Genomic DNA, 17,159 nt, shown 5'->3' on the forward strand with positions numbered 1-17,159 from the left:
CTGGGGAGGGGGAGCGCCGACGCAGACCACCACCGATTCAACACACCGCCATCGGATCTGGTGGCGGCGTGTTGAATCGGTGGCGGCGTGGGTGGAGCTGCCTAGGAGGCGCGGCGGCGGCTACGCGCCGGTCACCTTGCCGGGGTTGAACACCCGCCCCGGGTCGGCCGAGTCGAACAGACCCTGCATGACGGCGACGCCCTCGGGCGAGACGTCCTGAGACATCCACGGCTGGTGCTCGAGGCCCACGCCGTGGTGGTGCGACACCGTCGCGCCGGTGTCGATGAACGCCTGCTGGATGGCGTGCTTGACGACGTCGTACTCCGCCTCGGCGTCGGACCCGTGCTCGAAGGCGAACGTGAAGTACAGGCACGCCCCCGAGTGGTACGAGTGCGACAGGTGGCCCATGATCCAGCCCTGCTTGCCGATCTGGTCGAAGGCCTGGTTGGCGGCGGCGTACACGCGCGACGACACGTCGCGCAGCTTCGACCAGGGTGCGGCGGTCTCGCTGACGTCGGCCGCGCCGCCGTGGTCCATGAAGAAGTCGCGCAGGTAGGGCGTGTCGAACTTCTTCTGGTCGTACAGCTTGCCGGGGCCCTTGCCGACGCTCATGCCCCGGTTGGCCTTGACGATCTTCGCGACCGTCTTCTGGGTCTGGGCGACGTGCTCGGGGCTGCCCTCGTAGCCGATGAACGACAGGCACATCGCGTCGACGTCCCAGCCCTTGGCCTTCAGCACCTTCGGCAGCGCGTCGTTGACTATCTTCGAGATGCCCGTGCTCGCCTTCGAGGTGGCGAACGAGAACGCCGTCTCGTGCGCGTCGCTGACGCGGGTGACCGAGGGGTGCGCGTCGCTCTCGGCGATCGCCTGCATCGCCGCGAGGCCGTCGTGCCACGACGGGAACAGGTACGCGAGGATCTCGCGCTTCTCGGGCAGGCGGTGCACCTGCGCGGTGACCTCGGTGATGACGCCGAGACGCCCCTCCGACCCGATGATCATCTCGCGCAGCGACGGCCCGGTCGACGCGCTCGGCACGGCGCGGATCGACAGGATGCCGCCGGGGCGGACGACCCGCAGGCCCTTGGTGATGTCGGCGATGTCGCCGTACTTGTCGCTCTGCATGCCGGACGAGCGGGTGGCGACCCAGCCGCCCATGGTCGAGTGGGTGAAGCTGTCGGGGAAGTGCCCGAGGGTCCAGCCGCGGGCGTTCAGCTGCTCTTCGAGGTCGGGGCCCTGGCCGCCGGCCTGGATGCGAGCGAGTCCGCTGTCTTCGTCGATGTCGAGCACCTTGTCGAGGCGCCCCATGTCGAGCGAGATGACCGTGCGGGTCTCGGCCGGCAGCGGCTCGAGGCTGCCGACGATGTTGCTGCCGCCGCCGAACGGGATGAGCACGAGGTCGGAGGCGACGGCGAGGTCGACGATGCTCTGCACCTCGGCCTCGTCGGCCGGGTAGACGACGAGGTCGGGCACCCGCTCGAGGATCCCCGCGCGGATGCGGATCAGGTCGCGGATGCTCTTGCCGTAGGTGTGCACGACGCGGTCGTGGTCGTCGAGGGCCACGGCGCCGGGGCCGACGATCTGCTCGAGCGACTCGACCACCTCGGGCGCGGCGATCGACGCGGGCACCACGAGGTCGGCGAAGTCGAGCCCGGTGTCGTGGCCCTGCGACAGCTCGACGCCGACGATCTTCTTGACGAAGGGGGCGAAGCCCGGCTTGTCGTGGTGGTGGAAGGCGACGCCCTCGACGCCCCAGCCCCACCACTTCATGTGCTTCACGTCTGCGACGGTGTCGCTCTTCTGCTGCTGGACGTCGGTCACCGGTGTGCTCCTTCGGACGGGTTGTCAGGCCCCAGGATACGGGCCGTGTTGGCGTCGCGGAGACGCAGGACCTCGGCGCGGACGCGCAGCGAGAACGCCGCCGCGCCTTCGCCCGCGGCGGGCAGCATGGGGTCGCCGAACGCGACGCCCACGGGCAGCCGGCCGGGTCGCGGCCAGTTCGCGCCTCGCGGGTGCGCGATGTGCGCCCCGATCAGCGCGAGCGGCACGACCGGCACGTCGCAGGCGACCGCGAGCGCCGCGGCACCGGGCTTGAAGTGCCCGACCGTGCCGTCCTTCGAGCGCGTCCCCTCGGGGAACACGAGCACGGGGTAGCCCCGCTGCAGCAACGACTTCGCGCTGACGGTCGGCTGGCCCGACCGACCGCGGGCGGCGGCTCGGGCGGCGGCCCGGCGGCGGGCGGAGCTCTGCGGCGTCGACCCCGCGGAGGCACCGGCCGAGGAGGCGCGGGTCGCGTCGGCCGCGGAGGCGGGAGTCCCCGAGCCCCGCTGCACCGGGAAGGCGTTGAAGAAGAGCTCGGTCAGCTGACGCCGCCAGGGCACGTCGAAGAAGTAGTCGGCCGCGGCGCCGGTCGCGAGGTACCGGGCGAGGCGGCGGGGCAGCGCGCCGAGGATGAGCGGCGCGTCGAGGTGACTCGAGTGGTTGGCGACGACGACGAAGCCGCCCGAGAGCCCGTCGAGGCGGTCGCGGTCGATGACGGTGACGTCGGTGATCGACCAGATGGTCGGCTTGAGGACCATCCGCTGTGCGACGTAGCGCGCCATGGCGTGCCGTCGCGAGCTGAAGCGGTCGCGCGCGTCGCTGGCCACGTCACCCGCGCGCTGCGCGACCGCGTCCGCCCGCTGGGCGACGGCGTCGAGACGGGGGCGCTCCGGGCGCGGGGCGTCCTGCCGCGGGGCGTCCTGCTGCGGCTCGTCGTCGCGCGGGCGATCGCGCCGATCCCGGGGGCTCACGGCTCGACGGGCTTCCGACGACTGGACGAGATCTTCGCCGACGCCGCGCGCACGGCGCTCCGCGGAGCGTGCCGCACCAACCAGAAGAGCGCCCGGTACCGAACCGTGGGCATGGAGACCACCTTGCCTTTGTCGACGTCGCGCAGACACGCGGTCACGAGGTGTTCGGCGCTGAGCCACAACGCGTTGGGTATCGACGACGACCGGATGCCGGCGCGCTGATGGAACTCCGTGCGGACCCAGCCGGGCAGCAGCGTCGTGACGCCGACGCCGGTGCCCTGCAGCTCGACCGAGAGGCTCTCGCCGAACGACGTCGCCCACGCCTTGATCGCGCTGTACCCGCCCATGGTCATGAACCCGGCCGTGCTCGAGACGATCACGATGCGTCCGCGTCCGCGACCGCGCATGGAGCGGGCGCCGGCGCCCGACAGCACCAGCACGGCCCGGCACATGACCTCGAACGCGGCGTCGTGCGCGGCGACGTCCGTGGACGACAGCGGCGTGTGCACGCCGAAGCCGGCGTTGTTGACCAGGAGGTCGATCGGGGCCGCCTCGTCCTCGAGTCGGGCGGCGACCCGGTCGACGTCGGCGCGGTCGCCGAGGTCGGCCGCGAGGACCTCCACGCGACGACCGAGCGCCCGCAGCTCGGTCGCCGTGGCGTCGAGTCGTGGGAGGTCTCTGGCGACGAGGACGAGGTCCCAGCCGCGACGGGCGAGTTGGCGGGCGAATTCGGCTCCGATGCCGGACGTGCCCCCGGTGACGAGCGCTGTTGCCATGCCGCTTACGATACGGTCTGTAGGGCTCGCGACGTGCATCGTGCCCGAACCACCACACGAGAGCGTCACGAGAGGATCGCAGGCCTTGTCCACCCCGAGTGACCCCTACGACACCACCGACTTCGACATCCGCGAGTTCACCCTCACGGCCCAGGGCGCCTTCCGCGGCGAGCTCGAGCTCGACTCGTTCGCCGCGGCGCCGCTCGGAGACGACACCCTCCGCCTGCTGCGCCACGTCGGGCGACTCGAGAGCGCCACGATGGAGCACCTGCGCAACCTGCTCGTCACCGCGACCCACAAGGACGCCCGCGTCACGGCCTTCCTGGTCACCTGGGCCTTCGAGAAGTTCTGGATCGCCGACGCGATCGACGCGGTGCTCGAGTCGCACGGGCAGCCCCGCCTCAAGGAGGTGGACGAGGGCCCCCGCCGGCACAGCCCGTCCGAGGCCGTCGAGCGCCGCGGCCCGATCACGCGCGCCATCGAGGCCATGGGCAAGGGCGTCCCGATCGTCGCCGTGCACATGACCACCGGCCTCGTCGACGAGTGGGTCATGGCCGACGCCTACGACGTCCTGGTCGAGCGCGCCTCCGACCCGGCTCTGACGGCCGTCGTCGACCGCATCCGCGCGATCAAGGCGCGGCACGAGCGCTTCTTCGGCATCGAGTCGCGGTGGCGTCTCGACGACTCGGCCCGCGCGGTCAAGCAGACCCGCGCCTCCCTGTCCACCGCGGTGCTGCCGATCGGCGCGATCGAGCGGGCCGACTCCGAACGGACCCTCTTCGACGCGCTCGTCTACGGCGGGGCCGAGGGGCACCTCCGAGCCGACGCCGTCGGCGAGCGGGTCGCCGCACTGCCCGGCCTCGACACCACGATCGGTTCCGCCGTCACACGAAAGCTCACCGCATGACCACCGCACTGCCCTCGTCCGTCCCCGGCTCGACCGAGGCGAGCCTGGGTTCCGCCCATGTGCTGCTCACCGGCGGCACCGGCTTCGTCGGCCAGGCGATCCTCGAGCGACTGCTGTCGACGCACCCCGACACCACCGTCACCCTGTTGATCAGGCCCAAGGCGGGCACCCCGGCGCTCGGTCGGCTGCGCCACCTGCTGAAGAAGCCGGTGTTCGCGACGTGGCGCGACCGCGTCGGGCCGGTCGAGGTCGAGCGTGCGCTGACCGAGCGCCTGCGCGTCATCGAGAGCGGACTGGGCTCGCTGCCCGAGCTGCCCGCCGACCTCGACGTCGTCATCCACAGCGCCTCCACCGTCTCGTTCGACCCGCCGATCGATCAGGCCTTCGACACGAACGTGGGCGGGGCCGTCGGTCTCTACGAGGCGCTCGGTCGTGCGGGCGGCGACCCGCACGTCGTGCACGTCTCGACCGCGTACGTCGGCGGAATCCGCAAGGGCGTGTTCCCCGAGGCGGCGCTCACCCACGACGTCGACTGGCGTGCCGAGTACGCCGCCGCCCGCGACGCCCGCGCCCGGGTCGAGGCCGCCTCGCGTCAGCCCGAGACGCTGCGCAGGTTCCTCGCTGAGGGTCGCATCGGTCACGGCAAGACCGGCCCGCAGGCCGTGTCGACCGCAGCCGAGGAGGCGCGGGTCGCCTGGGTCGCCGCCCGTCTCGTCGACTACGGCCGCACCCGGGCCGAGACCCTCGGCTGGACGGACGTCTACACGCTGACCAAGGCCTTCGCCGAGCGCGCCGCAGAGGAGCTCTGGGCCGAGAAGGGCCACCGCCTGTCGGTCGTGCGGCCGGCCATCGTCGAGAGCGCCCTCCGGCACCCGTTCCCCGGCTGGATCGACGGCTTCAAGGTCGCCGACCCGCTGATCATGTCGTACGCCCGCGGGCTGCTGCCCGAGTTCCCGGGGGTGCCCGACAGCGTGCTGGACATCGTGCCGGTCGACTTCGTCGTGAACGTGATCCTGACGGTCGCGGCGAACCCGACCCGCGCCTCCTCGGTGCCGATCGAGTCGGCGACCGGTGACGCACCGGCTGGCGACGCGCCGGCAGGCGACGCCCAGTACTTCCACGTCGCGTCGGGCAACAGCAACCCGTTCCCGATCCTGCGGATGTTCGAGAACCTCAACACGTTCTTCACCGCGAACCCGCTGCCGCGCGACGAGCACACCTCGATCCCGGTGCCGACCTGGAACTTCCCGGGGGTGCGGAAGGTCGAGGGCGCCATCCGCATGAAGCAGCGGACGAACGACCTGCGCGAGAAGGTGCTGACGCGGCTGCCGTCGAACGCCCGCACGCGCACGGCCCTGACGGCCGTGCAGACGCGCCGCGCCGACCTCGAGTCGCTGCAGAGCCTGACCGATCTCTACCGGCACTACGTGCAGTCCGAGATCATCTTCGACGACCGCCGCACCCGGGCCCTGCACGCCGGTCTGCCCGCGGGGTCGCCCGAGAGCATCGGCTTCGACGTCACCGACATCGACTGGGAGGACTACTTCCAGACGGTGCACTTCCCGTCGATCACGGCGATGACGCGAGCCTTCTCGGTGCGCCCCGCCGCCACCGGGGCGGTCGCCGACACGAAGGCGCTCCCCCGCCGCGACGACGTCGTCGCCGTCTTCGACCTCGAGGGCACCGTGCTCGACTCGAACATCGTCGAGCAGTACCTGTGGGTGCGCTCGAACGGGTTCCGCAAGGCGGCCTGGCCGGGCGAGGTCGCGAGCCTGCTGACCGGCCTGCCCGCGTACCTCCGGGCCGACGCCCGCGACCGCGGCGAGTTCATCCGCTCGTTCCTCCGGCGGTACAGCGGCATGCCCGTCTCGCGTCTGCAGAACGTCGTGTCGTCGACCGGCTACGCCGAGACCGTCCGCCGGCACACCCTGCCCGACGCCCTGGCGCGCATCGCCGAGCACCGCGCCGCCGGTCACCGCACGGTGCTGGTCACGGGGTCGATCGGCAGCCTCGCGGCGCCGCTCGCCTCGCTCTTCGACGAGGTCGTCGCGAGCACGATGCACTCGCGCGACGGCGTCTACACGGGCTACCTCGCCCAGCCGCCGCTCGTCGACGAGGCCCGGGCGGCCTGGCTCTCGCAGTACGCGAGCGAACTCGGAATCGACCTCGCAGGCTCGTACGGATACGGTGACTCTCACGCCGACCTCGTCTGGCTCGAGCTCCTCGGCAACCCGTCCGCTGTGAATCCCGACGCCAATCTCGCACGCGAAGCGCTCCGAAGAAGATGGAGCATCCGCGATTGGAATCGTGGCGGCAACTCAGCGAAAGGAGATGGAGGCAGGGCCTGACGCCCGCGCCTCCTGAACACGGCATGGCATTCGACATCGACAAATTCGCCGCGACGAGCGAGCGGATCACGTGGGACGACCTCGACCTCGACCACTTCAAGCAGAACCCGCTGTCGGCCGACTCGCTGCGCACGCTCCGGTACATGGCCGACGTCGAGTACCACACGGTCTGCTACACGCGTGATCTGCTGACGACCCCCTCGCACAAGGAGGACGACGTCTCGACCTTCATGACGATGTGGAACCGCGAGGAGTTCTGGCACGGCGAGGCCCTCGCCGCCATCCTCGAGGTGCACGGCGTCAAGGTCGACTACGACCAGCTGCGCGCCAACCGTCTCAAGCTCGGCTGGCGCGACCGCCTCGACCCCGTCAAGCAGGGTCTGCTCGGCAAGTTCGTCGGCTCCGACTTCGTCGCCGTGCACATGTCGTGGGGTGCCGCGAACGAGTACTCCGCCGTCGCGGCCTACAAGCGCATGGCCGAGCTCGAACAGGACCCGGTGCTCGCCGAGCTGCTGCGTCGCATCGCCAAGCAGGAGGCGCGGCACGTGGCCTTCTACGTGTCGCAGGCCCGAGAGCGCCTGCTCAAGAGCAAGAAGGCGCAGAAGCTGACCCGGTTCCTGCTGTCGAAGGTCTGGGCCCCCGTCGGCTCGTCGATCATGGAGCTCGACGACGTCAAGTTCGTCTTCGGTCAGCTGATGAGCGGCGTCGACGGTCGCAAGGCCGCCGCGAAGCTCGACCAGAACATCTCGAACCTGCCCGGCATGAGCGGGCTGACGATCTTCCAGAAGGCCCTCGACGGCCTCGGGGTCCGAGCGGACGCCGGCGCTTCGACGGGTTCGGGTTCGGTCGCCACCGCGTGAAGACCAGTCACCTGAGGCACTTCCTCGTGGCCGCCGAGGTGCTGCACTTCCCGGTCGCGGCCGACAAGCTCGGCATCTCGCGGCAGAAGCTCGAGTCGTCGATCGAGGCGCTCGAGCTCGAGTTCGGTCAGAAGCTGTTCGACCGCGACGCGTCGCCCTACCGCCTGACGAAGGCGGGGCAGGCGGCGATCGTCGTCGCGGAAGAGGAGCTGGCCAGCCCCTCGACGCCGCCTCCGCCGCCTGCTCCCCCCGGCGGTGGCAAGGCCAAGGCGAGCAAGGGCAAGGGGCGGACCCCCGCGGTGAAGGGTCAGCCGAAGCCGTTCAAGAAGCGTCAAGGGCGCTGACGCGCAGCTCGCGTTGCACGGCGAGAGCCAGCTCGCGCAGCAGCACGAGGTCGACCCCCTCGGCCCCCCGGGGCTCGGCGTCGACGACGCACAGCGCGCCGATCCGGATCCCGTCGTCGGTCTCGATCGGATGCCCGGCGTAGAACCTGACGGATGGGTGCGACACGAAGCGGTCGTCGCGCCACGCGTCGGGCACGACCAGGGGTCGCCCGCTGCGGATCGTGTGGGCGCAGAACGAGTCGACCACGGGCATCTCGGTGAGTGACGACCCCGAGACGGCCTTGTTCCAGTGCCGGTCCTCGGTGATCAGCGAGAAGGCGGCGCCCTGCGCCCCGAGCAGTGTGCGAGCCCGTTCGACGATGTCGTCGAACCTCTTCTCGGCGGGCGTGTCGAGCAGCCCCAGCGAGCGGATCGCCTCGACGCGGCGATCGACGCTCTGCGGTGCATGACGGGACGCGCGAGCCCCCTGTCCGTCGGCCACGCCGATGTCGACGATCGGCGCCGCGACCTCGGCGAGGGCTGCACCCCACGCCTGATAGCGAGCGGTGTCGCCGGAACGGTCGTCGCTGCCGCCGGGCATCTCGGGGGCCGGCATGACGCGCACCGCGGGTCGCTCCGCGCAGAGGGCCCGGGTCGTCTCGTTCAGGAGTCGGGCGTGCCGGTCGACGACACCGCCGGGCGCGGCGCCGAAGCGGGGGACGGTGCTCGGCGGCTGGATGCCCGTCACGATCACCTCCGTGGAGGGACCGGTCGCGCGATCCACCGCGTCGAGCAGTCGGGACATCCCCCGCCGCCACTTCGCCGGCGGCAGCAGTCTCAGCGCGTCGCTCATCCCCAGCACGACGACCACGACGTCGTAGCCGCAGAGCTCGCGGTCGGGCAGATGGTCGGCGGCGTTCGCCACGGTCATGTCGGCGTCGGCGAACGCGTCGACGTCGGCGCCGCGACCGGTCAGAGCCGACAGGCTCCGCGCCAGATGCCCCGGGATGGCGAGGTCGTGGCAGCGGACACCCCAGCCGACGGCCGGGCCGTTGCCGAAGACGAGCACCCGATCGGGGTCGACGCCCGGTGCGTGGACGTGCGGCGAGTCGTCCGGTCGCGGCCGGGTCGTGAGGTCGTCGACCACCCGGTATCGACCGCGGAAGAACGGTCGGAGCGCACGGGCGAGGATGCTCGTCATTCTCTGCTCCTCCGATACCCGGAGCGACCGGGTCGGTCTCCTCGCGGCAGGGCGGTGACCCTGCATTCGTAGCTAACGACTATCCGCGCCCGTCGCAGACGGCTCAACCCCCAGTCGGGGGCGCAGACCGCCGGTCGCCCAGAGCGGCGAGGTCGTCGCCGAGCCCCGCGAGGCGTGAGGCCCTGTCGTCGCGGTAGTCGTCGTCGACGACGACCTGCCGCGCCCTGACGCGGGTCACGACGGCCGACCCGACGTCGCCCCAGGCGCGTTCGACGGCGGACGCCACGATGCCGTCGACGTAATCGGGGTCGTCGCGGAGCTCGTCGAGGCGGTCGGCGACGCCGACGTAGGCGTTCTCACGGAACCAGAGCGTGCCGTCGTCGCCCGGTCGGTAGTCGTGCTGGTGACGCGATCGACCCCGGGCTCGCAGGGCCTTCGAGCGTTCGCCGGCGATGCGGGTGTTCTGCGCCCGCTGCTCTTCGGCCAAGCGGTGCAGGGTGCGGCGGACGGCGGCGGCCGTCTCGTCGTGGTCGAAGGTCTCGCCGTCGCGGAGCGCGTGCACGACGATGCGGTTCGCCACCGTCACGACGGCCGCGGCCCGGGCGATGAGCAGGGCCTCGCCCACGGCGCGTTCGAGCGCGCCCTGGTCGACCGGTGCCGGCGTCGACGTCTCGCTGCGCGTCTTCCCCCACTTCATGGCGGGACTCCCTCTCGTCGTGCGGCCTGGCGTCGAGTCGAGCAGAGTCGACCTCCCTCATTAAAGACCTCCCGCCCCGGGCCGGCGGACCGGTTCGGGGCGGGAGGCCGGCGGGTGGCTTCGGCGCTGGATGCCGGTCGACCCTCCGCGAGGGCTCACCGGGCCACGGGTCGCTCCGCGGCCGCGGCCGTCGTCAGCTCGCGGACGAAGTCGTCGAGGTCGTCCGGGGTCCGCGACGTGACGAGGGTGAAGCCCTCCTCGACGTCGGTGATCACCGAGGCGTCCGACCACGAGCCTCCGGCGTTCCGGATGTCCGTCGTCAACGACGGGAACGACGTCAGCTGCTTGCCCTTGACCAGGTCGGCCTCGACGAGCAGCCACGGGCCGTGGCAGATCGCGGCGATGGGCCGGCCCGAGGCCGCGAACGACGAGGCGATCGAGACCGCCCCCGCGTCCTGCCGGAGGGTGTCGGCGTTGATGGTGCCGCCGGGCACGAGCAGCAGGTCGAACTCCGACGCGTCGACCTCCTCGATGGTCGTGTCGGGCCGGACCGCCTCGCCCGGGTCCTTGTCGCCGACGAGCGTCTCGACGGGCGCGGTCGACTGGGCGGCCACCACGACCGTGGCGCCCGCGTCGCGGAGTGCTCGGGTCGGGACGACGAGCTCGTCCTGCTCGACGCCGTAGTTGGTGACGACCGCGAGTACGCGACGTCCGGTGAGATCCGTGCTGGCCATGGGGCTCCTCCTTCAGGCCCGCTGCGGCGGGCCGATCGATGACCCGTCCCGTCTACGCCCCGAGGCTGAACCGCCGCTCCGCGAGGTGTCCCCCGGGATCACGCGTGCTCGCCGACGTCGTCGACCCGCGCCTCCTCGGCCCGGTCAGCTGGCCAGCAGCGCCCGCGCCGTGCCCTCGTCGATGATCAGGTCGGTCACCAGACCGGCGGCGAGCGTCCCGCGGACGGCCGCCACCTTGGCGGTGCCGGCGACGACGCAGACCCGTCTCGGCACCCGGCGGATGGTCGCGAGGTCCGGCCCGCTGCCCCTCGCGTTGAGGGCGATGTCGACCGACGAGCCGTCCTCCCGGAAGAACACCGTCGCCACGTCGCCCACGACCCGGTCGTGCTCGAGGCTCGACTGGTCGCTGTCCTCGAGGTAGGCGCCCGAGTAGACGTGGCTCGGCACGAGGGCGCCCCGCGCGCCGACGCCGAAGACGACGAGGTCCATCCGTTCGTGCAGCTCGAGCACGCGGCGGGTGCTGCGCTCGCGCCAGAGCGCGCGCTTCGTCGCGGGGTCGTCGAAGAACGCCGGCACCGGGAACTGCTGGATGACGGCGCCGTAGGCGTGCCCGAACCGGCGGAGGATCTCGCTCGCGTACTCGATGCCCGTGGTGCGCGTGTTGGCCGCGCCGTTCAGCTGCACGATCAGCGAGTTGTGGGTCGCCTTCGGCACGAGGTAGCGGCTGATGGCGCTGAGCGTCGACCCCCAGGCGACGCCGATCACCATGTTCGAGTCGACGTAGGGCGTGAGCGTCCGTGCAGCGGAGAGGGCGACGCGGTCGAGACGGTCGACGTCGCTGGCCTGGTCGGGCACCGGCACGACGTGGGCGACCACGCCGAAGCGGTGCTGCACGGCCTCGCCGACGACGGTCGCCTGGTCGAGCGGCGACTTGATCTGGATGTCGACCAGACCCGTATCGCGGGCCGATTTCAGGAGGCGCGAGACCGACGAGCGGGACGTCCCCAGCTCGTGGGCGATCGCCTCCATCGTGAGGTCCTGCATGTAGTACAGGTGCGCGGCCCGCAGGGCGTCCTGCGTCTTGTCGGGCGAGAGCAGATCAGTCACGACGGCCTCCGTGCACGTTTGTGCAGATACGTTGCACCCATGGGAACACGGGTCGACGATAGACGATACCGGCGCGAGCCGCCGGCCGACCCCGTCGGACACACGCAACGCGAAAGAAGCTCCCTGTGACTGCGTCAAAGAAGACTGAACCCGCACGGCCCAACGTCGCCCGGATCATGGACCGCCCCACCGCCAAGGTCCTGGTCGTCGGCGGCGGCATCAACGGCATCGCCACGTTCCGCGACCTCGCCCTGCAGGGCGTCGACGTCGTGCTCGTCGAGCGCAACGACTACGCCTCGGGCGCCTCCGCCGCGTCGTCGCACATGATCCACGGCGGCATCCGCTACCTCGAGAACGGCGAGTTCCGACTCGTCCGCGAGAGCGTCGAGGAGCGCAACGGACTGCTGAAGATCGCGCCGCATTACGTCAAGCCCCTGCAGACGACGATGCCGATCTTCTCGACGTTCTCGGGCATCCTGAACGCCCCGCTGCGCATGCTCACGCACAAGCAGCGCTCGACGAAGGAGCGCGGCGCGCTCCTCATCAAGGTCGGCATGACCCTGTACGACTCCTTCTCGCGCGACGGCGGCTCGGTGCCCCGTCACCAGTTCCGCACCGGCAAGGCCGCGCTGAACGACATGCCCGCGCTCAACAAGGGCGTCAAGTACACCGGCACCTACTACGACGCGTCCGTGCACGAGCCCGAGCGACTCGCCCTCGACGTGCTGAAGGACGGCCTCGCCGCCGGCGACCACGCCCGCAGCGCCAACTACGTCGAGGCGATCGGATCGCGCGACGGCGGAGTCCTGCTTCGCGACGTCGTGAGCGGCGCCGAGTTCGTCGTGAAGGCCGACGTCGTGATCAACGCCTCCGGCCCGTGGACCGATCTCACCAACGCCGCGTTCGGCGGGGAGTCCGCCTACATGGGCGGCACCAAGGGATCGCACATCGTCGTCGACAACGCCGAGCTTCTCGAGGCGACCCGCGGTCGCGAGATCTTCTTCGAGAACAACGACGGCCGCATCGTGCTCATCTACCCGCTGAAGGGCCGCGTGCTGATCGGCACGACCGACATCGACGCCGACCCGTCGCAGCCGGCCGTCTGCACCGAGGAGGAGGTCGACTACTTCTTCGATCTCGTCAAGCACGTGTTCCCGCAGATCGACGTGACCCGCGAGCACATCGTCTACCGCTACTCGGGCATCCGTCCGCTGCCGCGTCACGAGGACACCGCCCCCGGCTTCGTCTCGCGCGACTACCGGATCGTCGAGACGCCCATCCAGGGGCTCCCCTCCTCGACGGTGCTGAGCCTCGTCGGCGGCAAGTGGACGACGTTCCGCGCCCTGTCGGCGCACCTGTCGACCGAGGCCACGAACCGCCTGGGCGTCACGCGCACGGTCGACACGACCGGCATGGAGATCGGCGGCGGCAAGGGCTTCCCCACCACCGACTCCGCGCGCACCACGTGGATCGCGGCCCACGCCGACGGTCTCGACCGGGCGCAGGTCGATCGTCTGCTGACCCGCTACGGCACCCGCGCCTCCTCGGTGATCGACGTGCTGCTCGACCAGCCGTCGGAGCCGCTGGCCAGCCACCCCGAGCTGACCCGCGCCGAGATCGCGTACTTCGCTCAGCACGAGGACGCCGTCCACCTGGCCGACGTCGTCCTGCGCCGCACGAACCTCGCATTCGTGGGCGGTGTCACGATCGAGCTGCTGACCGAGATCGCGGACGTCCTGGGCGAGGCCCTCGGCTGGGACGCCGACCGCCACGAGGCCGAGATCGCCGACACGCTCGAGGTGCTCCGCACGTCGCACGGCGTCGAGGTCGGCTCGCAGCACGTCCCCAGCGCGACGGGCACCCCCGCCGCCTCGTGACCGATGAGCGTCGGGCCCCCTGAGCCGGACCGACCGCGACCCGCACTCCCCCGAGAACCCACCCCCGCAGCCCTGCGGCGGGTGGGTTCTCGGCGTCCGGTGTCGGAGGACTCGTCTAGAGTCGTTTCCACACACCTGTGATGAATGGAGCCCGCATGCCGATCCCCAGCACGCCCCCGGCCGCCGAACGGCAGCTGCTGCGCGACACGGTCCGCGCGCGCATCCGTGACGCGATCGTCGACGGCACGCTCGAGCCCGGCGAGAGACTCCACGACGAAGAGCTGATCGCCTGGCTGCAGGTCTCACGCACGCCGATCCGCGAGGCGCTCGGCGATCTGGTCCGCGCCGGCCTGGTCGAGATGGCCCCCAACCGCTACACCCGCGTCGCGACCCCGAACGCCGACGAGGCCGTCGAGTCGATCCAGACCCTGGGCGTGCTCTACGGCGGCGCGGTCCGACTCGCCGTCCCCCGCCTGTCGGCCACCGTGCTGAAGCAGATCGTCACCGCCATCGACGGCTGCCTCGTCGACCTCGAGAACGAAGACGGCCCGGCCCTCAACGCGCACGCCGTCGCCCTGTTCGCCCTCTACGTCGAGCAGTGCGGCAACGCGTCGCTGCAGAAGGTCAGCCGCGACGTCACGGACGGGCTCGCCTACAAGCTGCGGGTGCCGAACATCGTCGAAGTGCTCAACTGGTCCGAGATGCCGGCGGCGTTCCGTCTGCTGCGTCAGGCGACCATCGATCGCGACCCCATCAAGGCCGAACTGGCGGCCGAGGCGCTGCACGAGCTGCCGGGCGCTCGACCCGTCGAATAGCACTCCGGCGCTGCGCGGCCCGTGCGTCCGACCGGGTGATCGGCAAGGGCCGGGCCTACTACGCTTGCTCCGACCGATTGGACACCTTCGCCGTGACAGACATGAGCCTCCGGCTCCCGACGACCCGGTTCCGGGCCGTGTTCGCCCTGGGCAACCGACCCGCCGCCGCTCTGCCGGTGCCCACACTGCTGGGCAAGCCGAACCTCTACGGCGAGTTCGACGACGAGACGGGCCAGAGCACTCTCTACGTCGGCTTCGGCACCGGGCAGATCCATCTCGAGTCCGACGGTTCGAACCTCGCGTTCCACTATCACGACGCCGCCGGCGACGACACCGACATCAGCCCGTGGAACACCGCCGACACCGCGATGCTCGTCCAGTGGTCGACCCAGCTGCTGCAGGACTTCCACCGCCTGCTGCCCGGGCTGCTCGACGACGTCGACGACGCCGCGGCCTGGCACGACGTCGGGCTCGACCTCTGGGTCTGCGAGGTCGAAGAGCCCGCCAAGCTCGATCTGATCGAGGTCGACATCGAGGGCGAGCTGCTCACCCTCCCCTGGCTCGGGGCCGGGCACGTCGAGCACGACCATGTCGACGAGTCGGTGTTCGGAGCTCGAGACGGCTCCGTCGACGGTGAACGCGAGCACCCGATCGCCCTGCTCTGGGCGGCCGACCCGAACGCGAGCCCCGACAGGGCCATCGCCGAGGCCTGGCTCACGCCGGGCACCGAGCAGCCCGTCACCAGGGCGCTGCCCGGCATCGACTGGGAGGCCATCGGCTGGCCGGCCGACGAGGTCCTCGCGTGGCTCGAGGGCATCTACCTGAACCACCACGTGCTGCCCGACCCGGCGGGCACCATCCTCACCGGCGTGCTCGAGCGACTGGGCGGCATCGACGGCACCGACTGAGGTTCGCCTCGCGGCAGGCCGCCTCTCGGCGGGGTGAAGCCGCGAATTCGGACTCCCGAACATCTCTGATCAGGGCTTTTTCGGTGCTCCGGCCCTCTGGGGCATGGCAGGATCGGGGGGTTCGTCGGCACCGCAGCCGCGCCTCCTCGTCTCATCGCGCCGTGCTGCGCGATCGCGCTCGCGCGCGCCCGCTGAAAGGTCGTCACCCTCGTGTCGTTCTGGACCCTCCTCCTCATCGCCGTCGGCGTCTCCGCCGACGCCTTCGCCGTGGCCCTCGGCAAGGGGCTGCACATGCGGAGGTTCTCGGCCCGGAACGCCGTCGTGATCGCCCTCACGTTCGGCGCGTTCCAGGCGCTCATGCCGCTGCTCGGCTGGCTGCTCGGATCGGCGTTCGCGTCATACATCGCCGACATCGATCACTGGATCGCCTTCGGCCTCCTCGCGCTGATCGGCGGCAAGATGCTCCACGAGGCGTTCTCGACGAAGGACGACGTCGACGAGGACACCGACCGTCTGCCGCTCCGTGAGCTGCTGGTGCTCGCCCTGGCGACCAGCATCGACGCTCTCGCCGTCGGCGTGACCCTGGCCTTTCTGCCGGTGTCGATCGTCGGGGCCATCGCCGTCATCGGCGTGACGACGACCGTCCTGGCGTTCGTCGGCGTCGTCGTCGGTCGGCGGGTCGGCTCGCGTTTCGGCAAGCCCGCCGAGATCGCCGGCGGGATCATCCTGATTCTGATCGGGCTGAACATCCTGCTCGATCACCTCGGCGTCTTCGGCTGAGCCTCAGCGTCTCCGGCTGAGGCTCAGCGGCGCCACCAGGTGTCGAACGGCGAGGCGGGCACCCGGCGCTTGTGCTCGGTCGCGAGGTAGCGCGCCTCGATCAGCTCGGCGACGTCGTCGGCGATGTCGCCGCCCTCGAGATAGGTGTCGATGTCGTCGTAGGTCAGCCCGAGGTTGGCCTCGTCGGTCTGACCGGGTGTGTCGTCGAGCAGATCGGCGGTGGGCGCCTTCTCGTAGAGACGGGCGGGGGCGCCGAGGTGGGCCAGCAGCGCCTTGCCCTGGCGCTTGCTGAGACCGGTGAGCGGCACGAGGTCGACCCCGCCGTCGCCGTACTTGGTGAAGAACCCGGTCAGCGCCTCGGCCGCGTGATCGGTGCCGACCACGAGCAGCCTGCGCTCGCCCGCCAGGGCGTACTGCGCCACCATGCGGGTGCGGGCCTTGACGTTGCCCTTGGTGAAGTCGCTGAGCGCCACGCCTGTGGCGTCGGCGTGGTCGCGGGCGATGCCGTCGACGCCGTGCTGGATGTTGACGGTGACGCCGTCGGACCCGGCGATGAACTGCAGGGCGAGCTGCGCATCGGCCTCGTCGGCCTGCACCTTGTAGGGCATGCGCACGGTGACGAGCTCGGCGGAACCGCCGTCGGCCCGGACGGCCTCGACCGCGAGCTGGCAGAGGCGCCCGGCGAGCGTCGAGTCTTGGCCGCCGCTGACGGCGAGGACGAAGCCGGCCGCGCCGGTCTTCGCGAGGTAGTCGCGCAGGAACGCGACACGTGCCTCGACCTCTGCCGCGGGCTCGATCACGGGACGGACGGACAGCTCGGCGACGATCTCGGCCTGGAGTGCTCTCATGCCAGAACGATACCCATCACCGCCGACACTCGTGAAGTCTCCGAGTCGAGGAGGCGCGGGTCAGCTCGAGCGGCCCATCGCGATGAACGCGGCCGCGACCAGGCCGAGACCGGCGACGGTCATCGCGCTGATGAGGATGGTGAAGAAGAGCTCGGTCATGGGGGTCTCCGTCCGATCGGGTGGGGGGTC

At 71.0% G+C, this 17,159-nt stretch carries 16 protein-coding genes; 8 read left to right on the top strand and 8 right to left on the bottom strand.

Annotated features, from left to right (window positions below; translation table 11 throughout):
* Positions 1-120: 120 nt before the first annotated feature.
* Genes ACZZY9_RS05705 through ACZZY9_RS05715 form a run of 3 tightly spaced genes read right to left on the bottom strand, consistent with a single transcriptional unit; the run spans position 121 to position 3,565 of the window.
* Positions 121-1,818 carry an FAD-binding oxidoreductase gene (locus ACZZY9_RS05705; protein ID WP_463463333.1) on the bottom strand — a complete coding sequence of 566 codons (1,698 nt, stop codon included), beginning with the start codon at positions 1,816-1,818 and terminating at the stop codon, positions 121-123.
* Positions 1,815-2,789 carry a lysophospholipid acyltransferase family protein gene (locus ACZZY9_RS05710; RefSeq protein WP_463463334.1) on the bottom strand — a complete coding sequence of 325 codons (975 nt, stop codon included), beginning with the start codon at positions 2,787-2,789 and terminating at the stop codon, positions 1,815-1,817. The genes ACZZY9_RS05705 and ACZZY9_RS05710 overlap by 4 nt, the downstream gene beginning before the upstream one ends.
* Positions 2,786-3,565, bottom strand: a complete 780-nt coding sequence (locus ACZZY9_RS05715; RefSeq protein ID WP_463463335.1) for an SDR family NAD(P)-dependent oxidoreductase — start codon at positions 3,563-3,565, stop codon at positions 2,786-2,788. Before ACZZY9_RS05715 ends, ACZZY9_RS05710 begins: the two co-directional genes overlap by 4 nt.
* Before the next feature lie 85 nt (positions 3,566-3,650).
* On the opposite strand from ACZZY9_RS05715, the gene ACZZY9_RS05720 reads away from it, so the two are divergent.
* Genes ACZZY9_RS05720 through ACZZY9_RS05735 form a run of 4 tightly spaced genes read left to right on the top strand, consistent with a single transcriptional unit; the run spans position 3,651 to position 8,024 of the window.
* Entirely contained in the window at positions 3,651-4,472 is an 822-nt protein-coding gene (locus ACZZY9_RS05720; protein ID WP_463463336.1) for a hypothetical protein, read from the top strand.
* Positions 4,469-6,820 (top strand): SDR family oxidoreductase, encoded by a 2,352-nt coding sequence (locus ACZZY9_RS05725; protein WP_463463337.1) that lies wholly within the window; start codon positions 4,469-4,471, stop codon positions 6,818-6,820. Before ACZZY9_RS05720 ends, ACZZY9_RS05725 begins: the two co-directional genes overlap by 4 nt.
* 23 nt (positions 6,821-6,843) lie before the next feature.
* Positions 6,844-7,680, top strand: a complete 837-nt coding sequence (locus tag ACZZY9_RS05730) for a ferritin-like domain-containing protein (RefSeq protein WP_463463338.1) — start codon at positions 6,844-6,846, stop codon at positions 7,678-7,680.
* On the top strand, positions 7,677-8,024 hold the full coding sequence (locus ACZZY9_RS05735; RefSeq protein ID WP_192059148.1) for a helix-turn-helix domain-containing protein: 348 nt from the start codon (positions 7,677-7,679) through the stop codon (positions 8,022-8,024). Before ACZZY9_RS05730 ends, ACZZY9_RS05735 begins: the two co-directional genes overlap by 4 nt.
* Here ACZZY9_RS05735 and ACZZY9_RS05740 read toward each other — a convergent pair.
* The 4 genes from ACZZY9_RS05740 to ACZZY9_RS05755 all read right to left on the bottom strand — a co-directional run bounded on the left by ACZZY9_RS05740 (position 8,002) and on the right by ACZZY9_RS05755 (position 11,679).
* Positions 8,002-9,204 carry a GAF domain-containing protein gene (locus ACZZY9_RS05740; RefSeq protein WP_463463339.1) on the bottom strand — a complete coding sequence of 401 codons (1,203 nt, stop codon included), beginning with the start codon at positions 9,202-9,204 and terminating at the stop codon, positions 8,002-8,004. The genes ACZZY9_RS05735 and ACZZY9_RS05740 overlap by 23 nt on opposite strands.
* A gap of 103 nt (positions 9,205-9,307) precedes the next feature.
* Positions 9,308-9,901 (bottom strand): hypothetical protein, encoded by a 594-nt coding sequence (locus ACZZY9_RS05745; protein WP_463463340.1) that lies wholly within the window; start codon positions 9,899-9,901, stop codon positions 9,308-9,310.
* Positions 9,902-10,056: 155 nt separating this feature from the next.
* On the bottom strand, positions 10,057-10,635 hold the full coding sequence (locus tag ACZZY9_RS05750; protein ID WP_463463341.1) for a type 1 glutamine amidotransferase domain-containing protein: 579 nt from the start codon (positions 10,633-10,635) through the stop codon (positions 10,057-10,059).
* Positions 10,636-10,779: 144 nt separating this feature from the next.
* A complete protein-coding gene (locus ACZZY9_RS05755) occupies positions 10,780-11,679 on the bottom strand; it encodes a sugar-binding transcriptional regulator (protein WP_192059324.1) in 900 nt (299 codons plus the stop codon).
* 239 nt (positions 11,680-11,918) lie between these two features.
* Here ACZZY9_RS05755 and ACZZY9_RS05760 point away from each other — a divergent pair, with 239 nt between their 5' ends.
* From ACZZY9_RS05760 to ACZZY9_RS05775, 4 genes are all read left to right on the top strand, one after another.
* Positions 11,919-13,619: a glycerol-3-phosphate dehydrogenase/oxidase gene (locus tag ACZZY9_RS05760; RefSeq protein WP_279292972.1), complete on the top strand. Its 1,701-nt coding sequence runs from the start codon at positions 11,919-11,921 to the stop codon at positions 13,617-13,619.
* Positions 13,620-13,774: 155 nt separating this feature from the next.
* The gene (locus ACZZY9_RS05765) at positions 13,775-14,434 is read left to right on the top strand and encodes a GntR family transcriptional regulator (protein ID WP_192059158.1); all 660 of its coding nucleotides are present in this window, start codon (positions 13,775-13,777) and stop codon (positions 14,432-14,434) included.
* Positions 14,435-14,526: 92 nt separating this feature from the next.
* A complete protein-coding gene (locus tag ACZZY9_RS05770; RefSeq protein WP_320479833.1) occupies positions 14,527-15,342 on the top strand; it encodes a hypothetical protein in 816 nt (271 codons plus the stop codon).
* Between the two features lie 210 nt (positions 15,343-15,552).
* Positions 15,553-16,122, top strand: coding sequence for a manganese efflux pump MntP (locus tag ACZZY9_RS05775; RefSeq protein WP_463463342.1), 570 nt, complete (start codon positions 15,553-15,555; stop codon positions 16,120-16,122).
* Positions 16,123-16,145: 23 nt separating this feature from the next.
* On the opposite strand, the gene nadE is transcribed toward ACZZY9_RS05775, so the two are convergent.
* The gene (gene nadE, locus ACZZY9_RS05780; RefSeq protein ID WP_463463343.1) at positions 16,146-16,970 is read right to left on the bottom strand and encodes an ammonia-dependent NAD(+) synthetase; all 825 of its coding nucleotides are present in this window, start codon (positions 16,968-16,970) and stop codon (positions 16,146-16,148) included.
* Positions 16,971-17,159: the final 189 nt, after the last annotated feature.

Source organism: Frigoribacterium sp. AC394, assembly GCF_979258095.1.

What these genes read in the sequence shown, in the direction of transcription:
- ACZZY9_RS05715 (WP_463463335.1), bottom strand. Translation starts at nt 3,565, where the DNA reads ATGGCAACAGCGCTCGTCACCGGGGGCACGTCCGGCATCGGAGCCGAA.
- ACZZY9_RS05725 (WP_463463337.1), top strand. Translation starts at nt 4,469, where the DNA reads ATGACCACCGCACTGCCCTCGTCCGTCCCCGGCTCGACCGAGGCGAGC.
- ACZZY9_RS05730 (WP_463463338.1), top strand. Translation starts at nt 6,844, where the DNA reads ATGGCATTCGACATCGACAAATTCGCCGCGACGAGCGAGCGGATCACG.
- ACZZY9_RS05740 (WP_463463339.1), bottom strand. Translation starts at nt 9,204, where the DNA reads ATGACGAGCATCCTCGCCCGTGCGCTCCGACCGTTCTTCCGCGGTCGA.
- ACZZY9_RS05745 (WP_463463340.1), bottom strand. Translation starts at nt 9,901, where the DNA reads ATGAAGTGGGGGAAGACGCGCAGCGAGACGTCGACGCCGGCACCGGTC.
- ACZZY9_RS05750 (WP_463463341.1), bottom strand. Translation starts at nt 10,635, where the DNA reads ATGGCCAGCACGGATCTCACCGGACGTCGCGTACTCGCGGTCGTCACC.
- ACZZY9_RS05755 (WP_192059324.1), bottom strand. Translation starts at nt 11,679, where the DNA reads ATGCAGGACCTCACGATGGAGGCGATCGCCCACGAGCTGGGGACGTCC.
- ACZZY9_RS05760 (WP_279292972.1), top strand. Translation starts at nt 11,919, where the DNA reads ATGGACCGCCCCACCGCCAAGGTCCTGGTCGTCGGCGGCGGCATCAAC.
- ACZZY9_RS05765 (WP_192059158.1), top strand. Translation starts at nt 13,775, where the DNA reads ATGCCGATCCCCAGCACGCCCCCGGCCGCCGAACGGCAGCTGCTGCGC.
- nadE (WP_463463343.1), bottom strand. Translation starts at nt 16,970, where the DNA reads ATGAGAGCACTCCAGGCCGAGATCGTCGCCGAGCTGTCCGTCCGTCCC.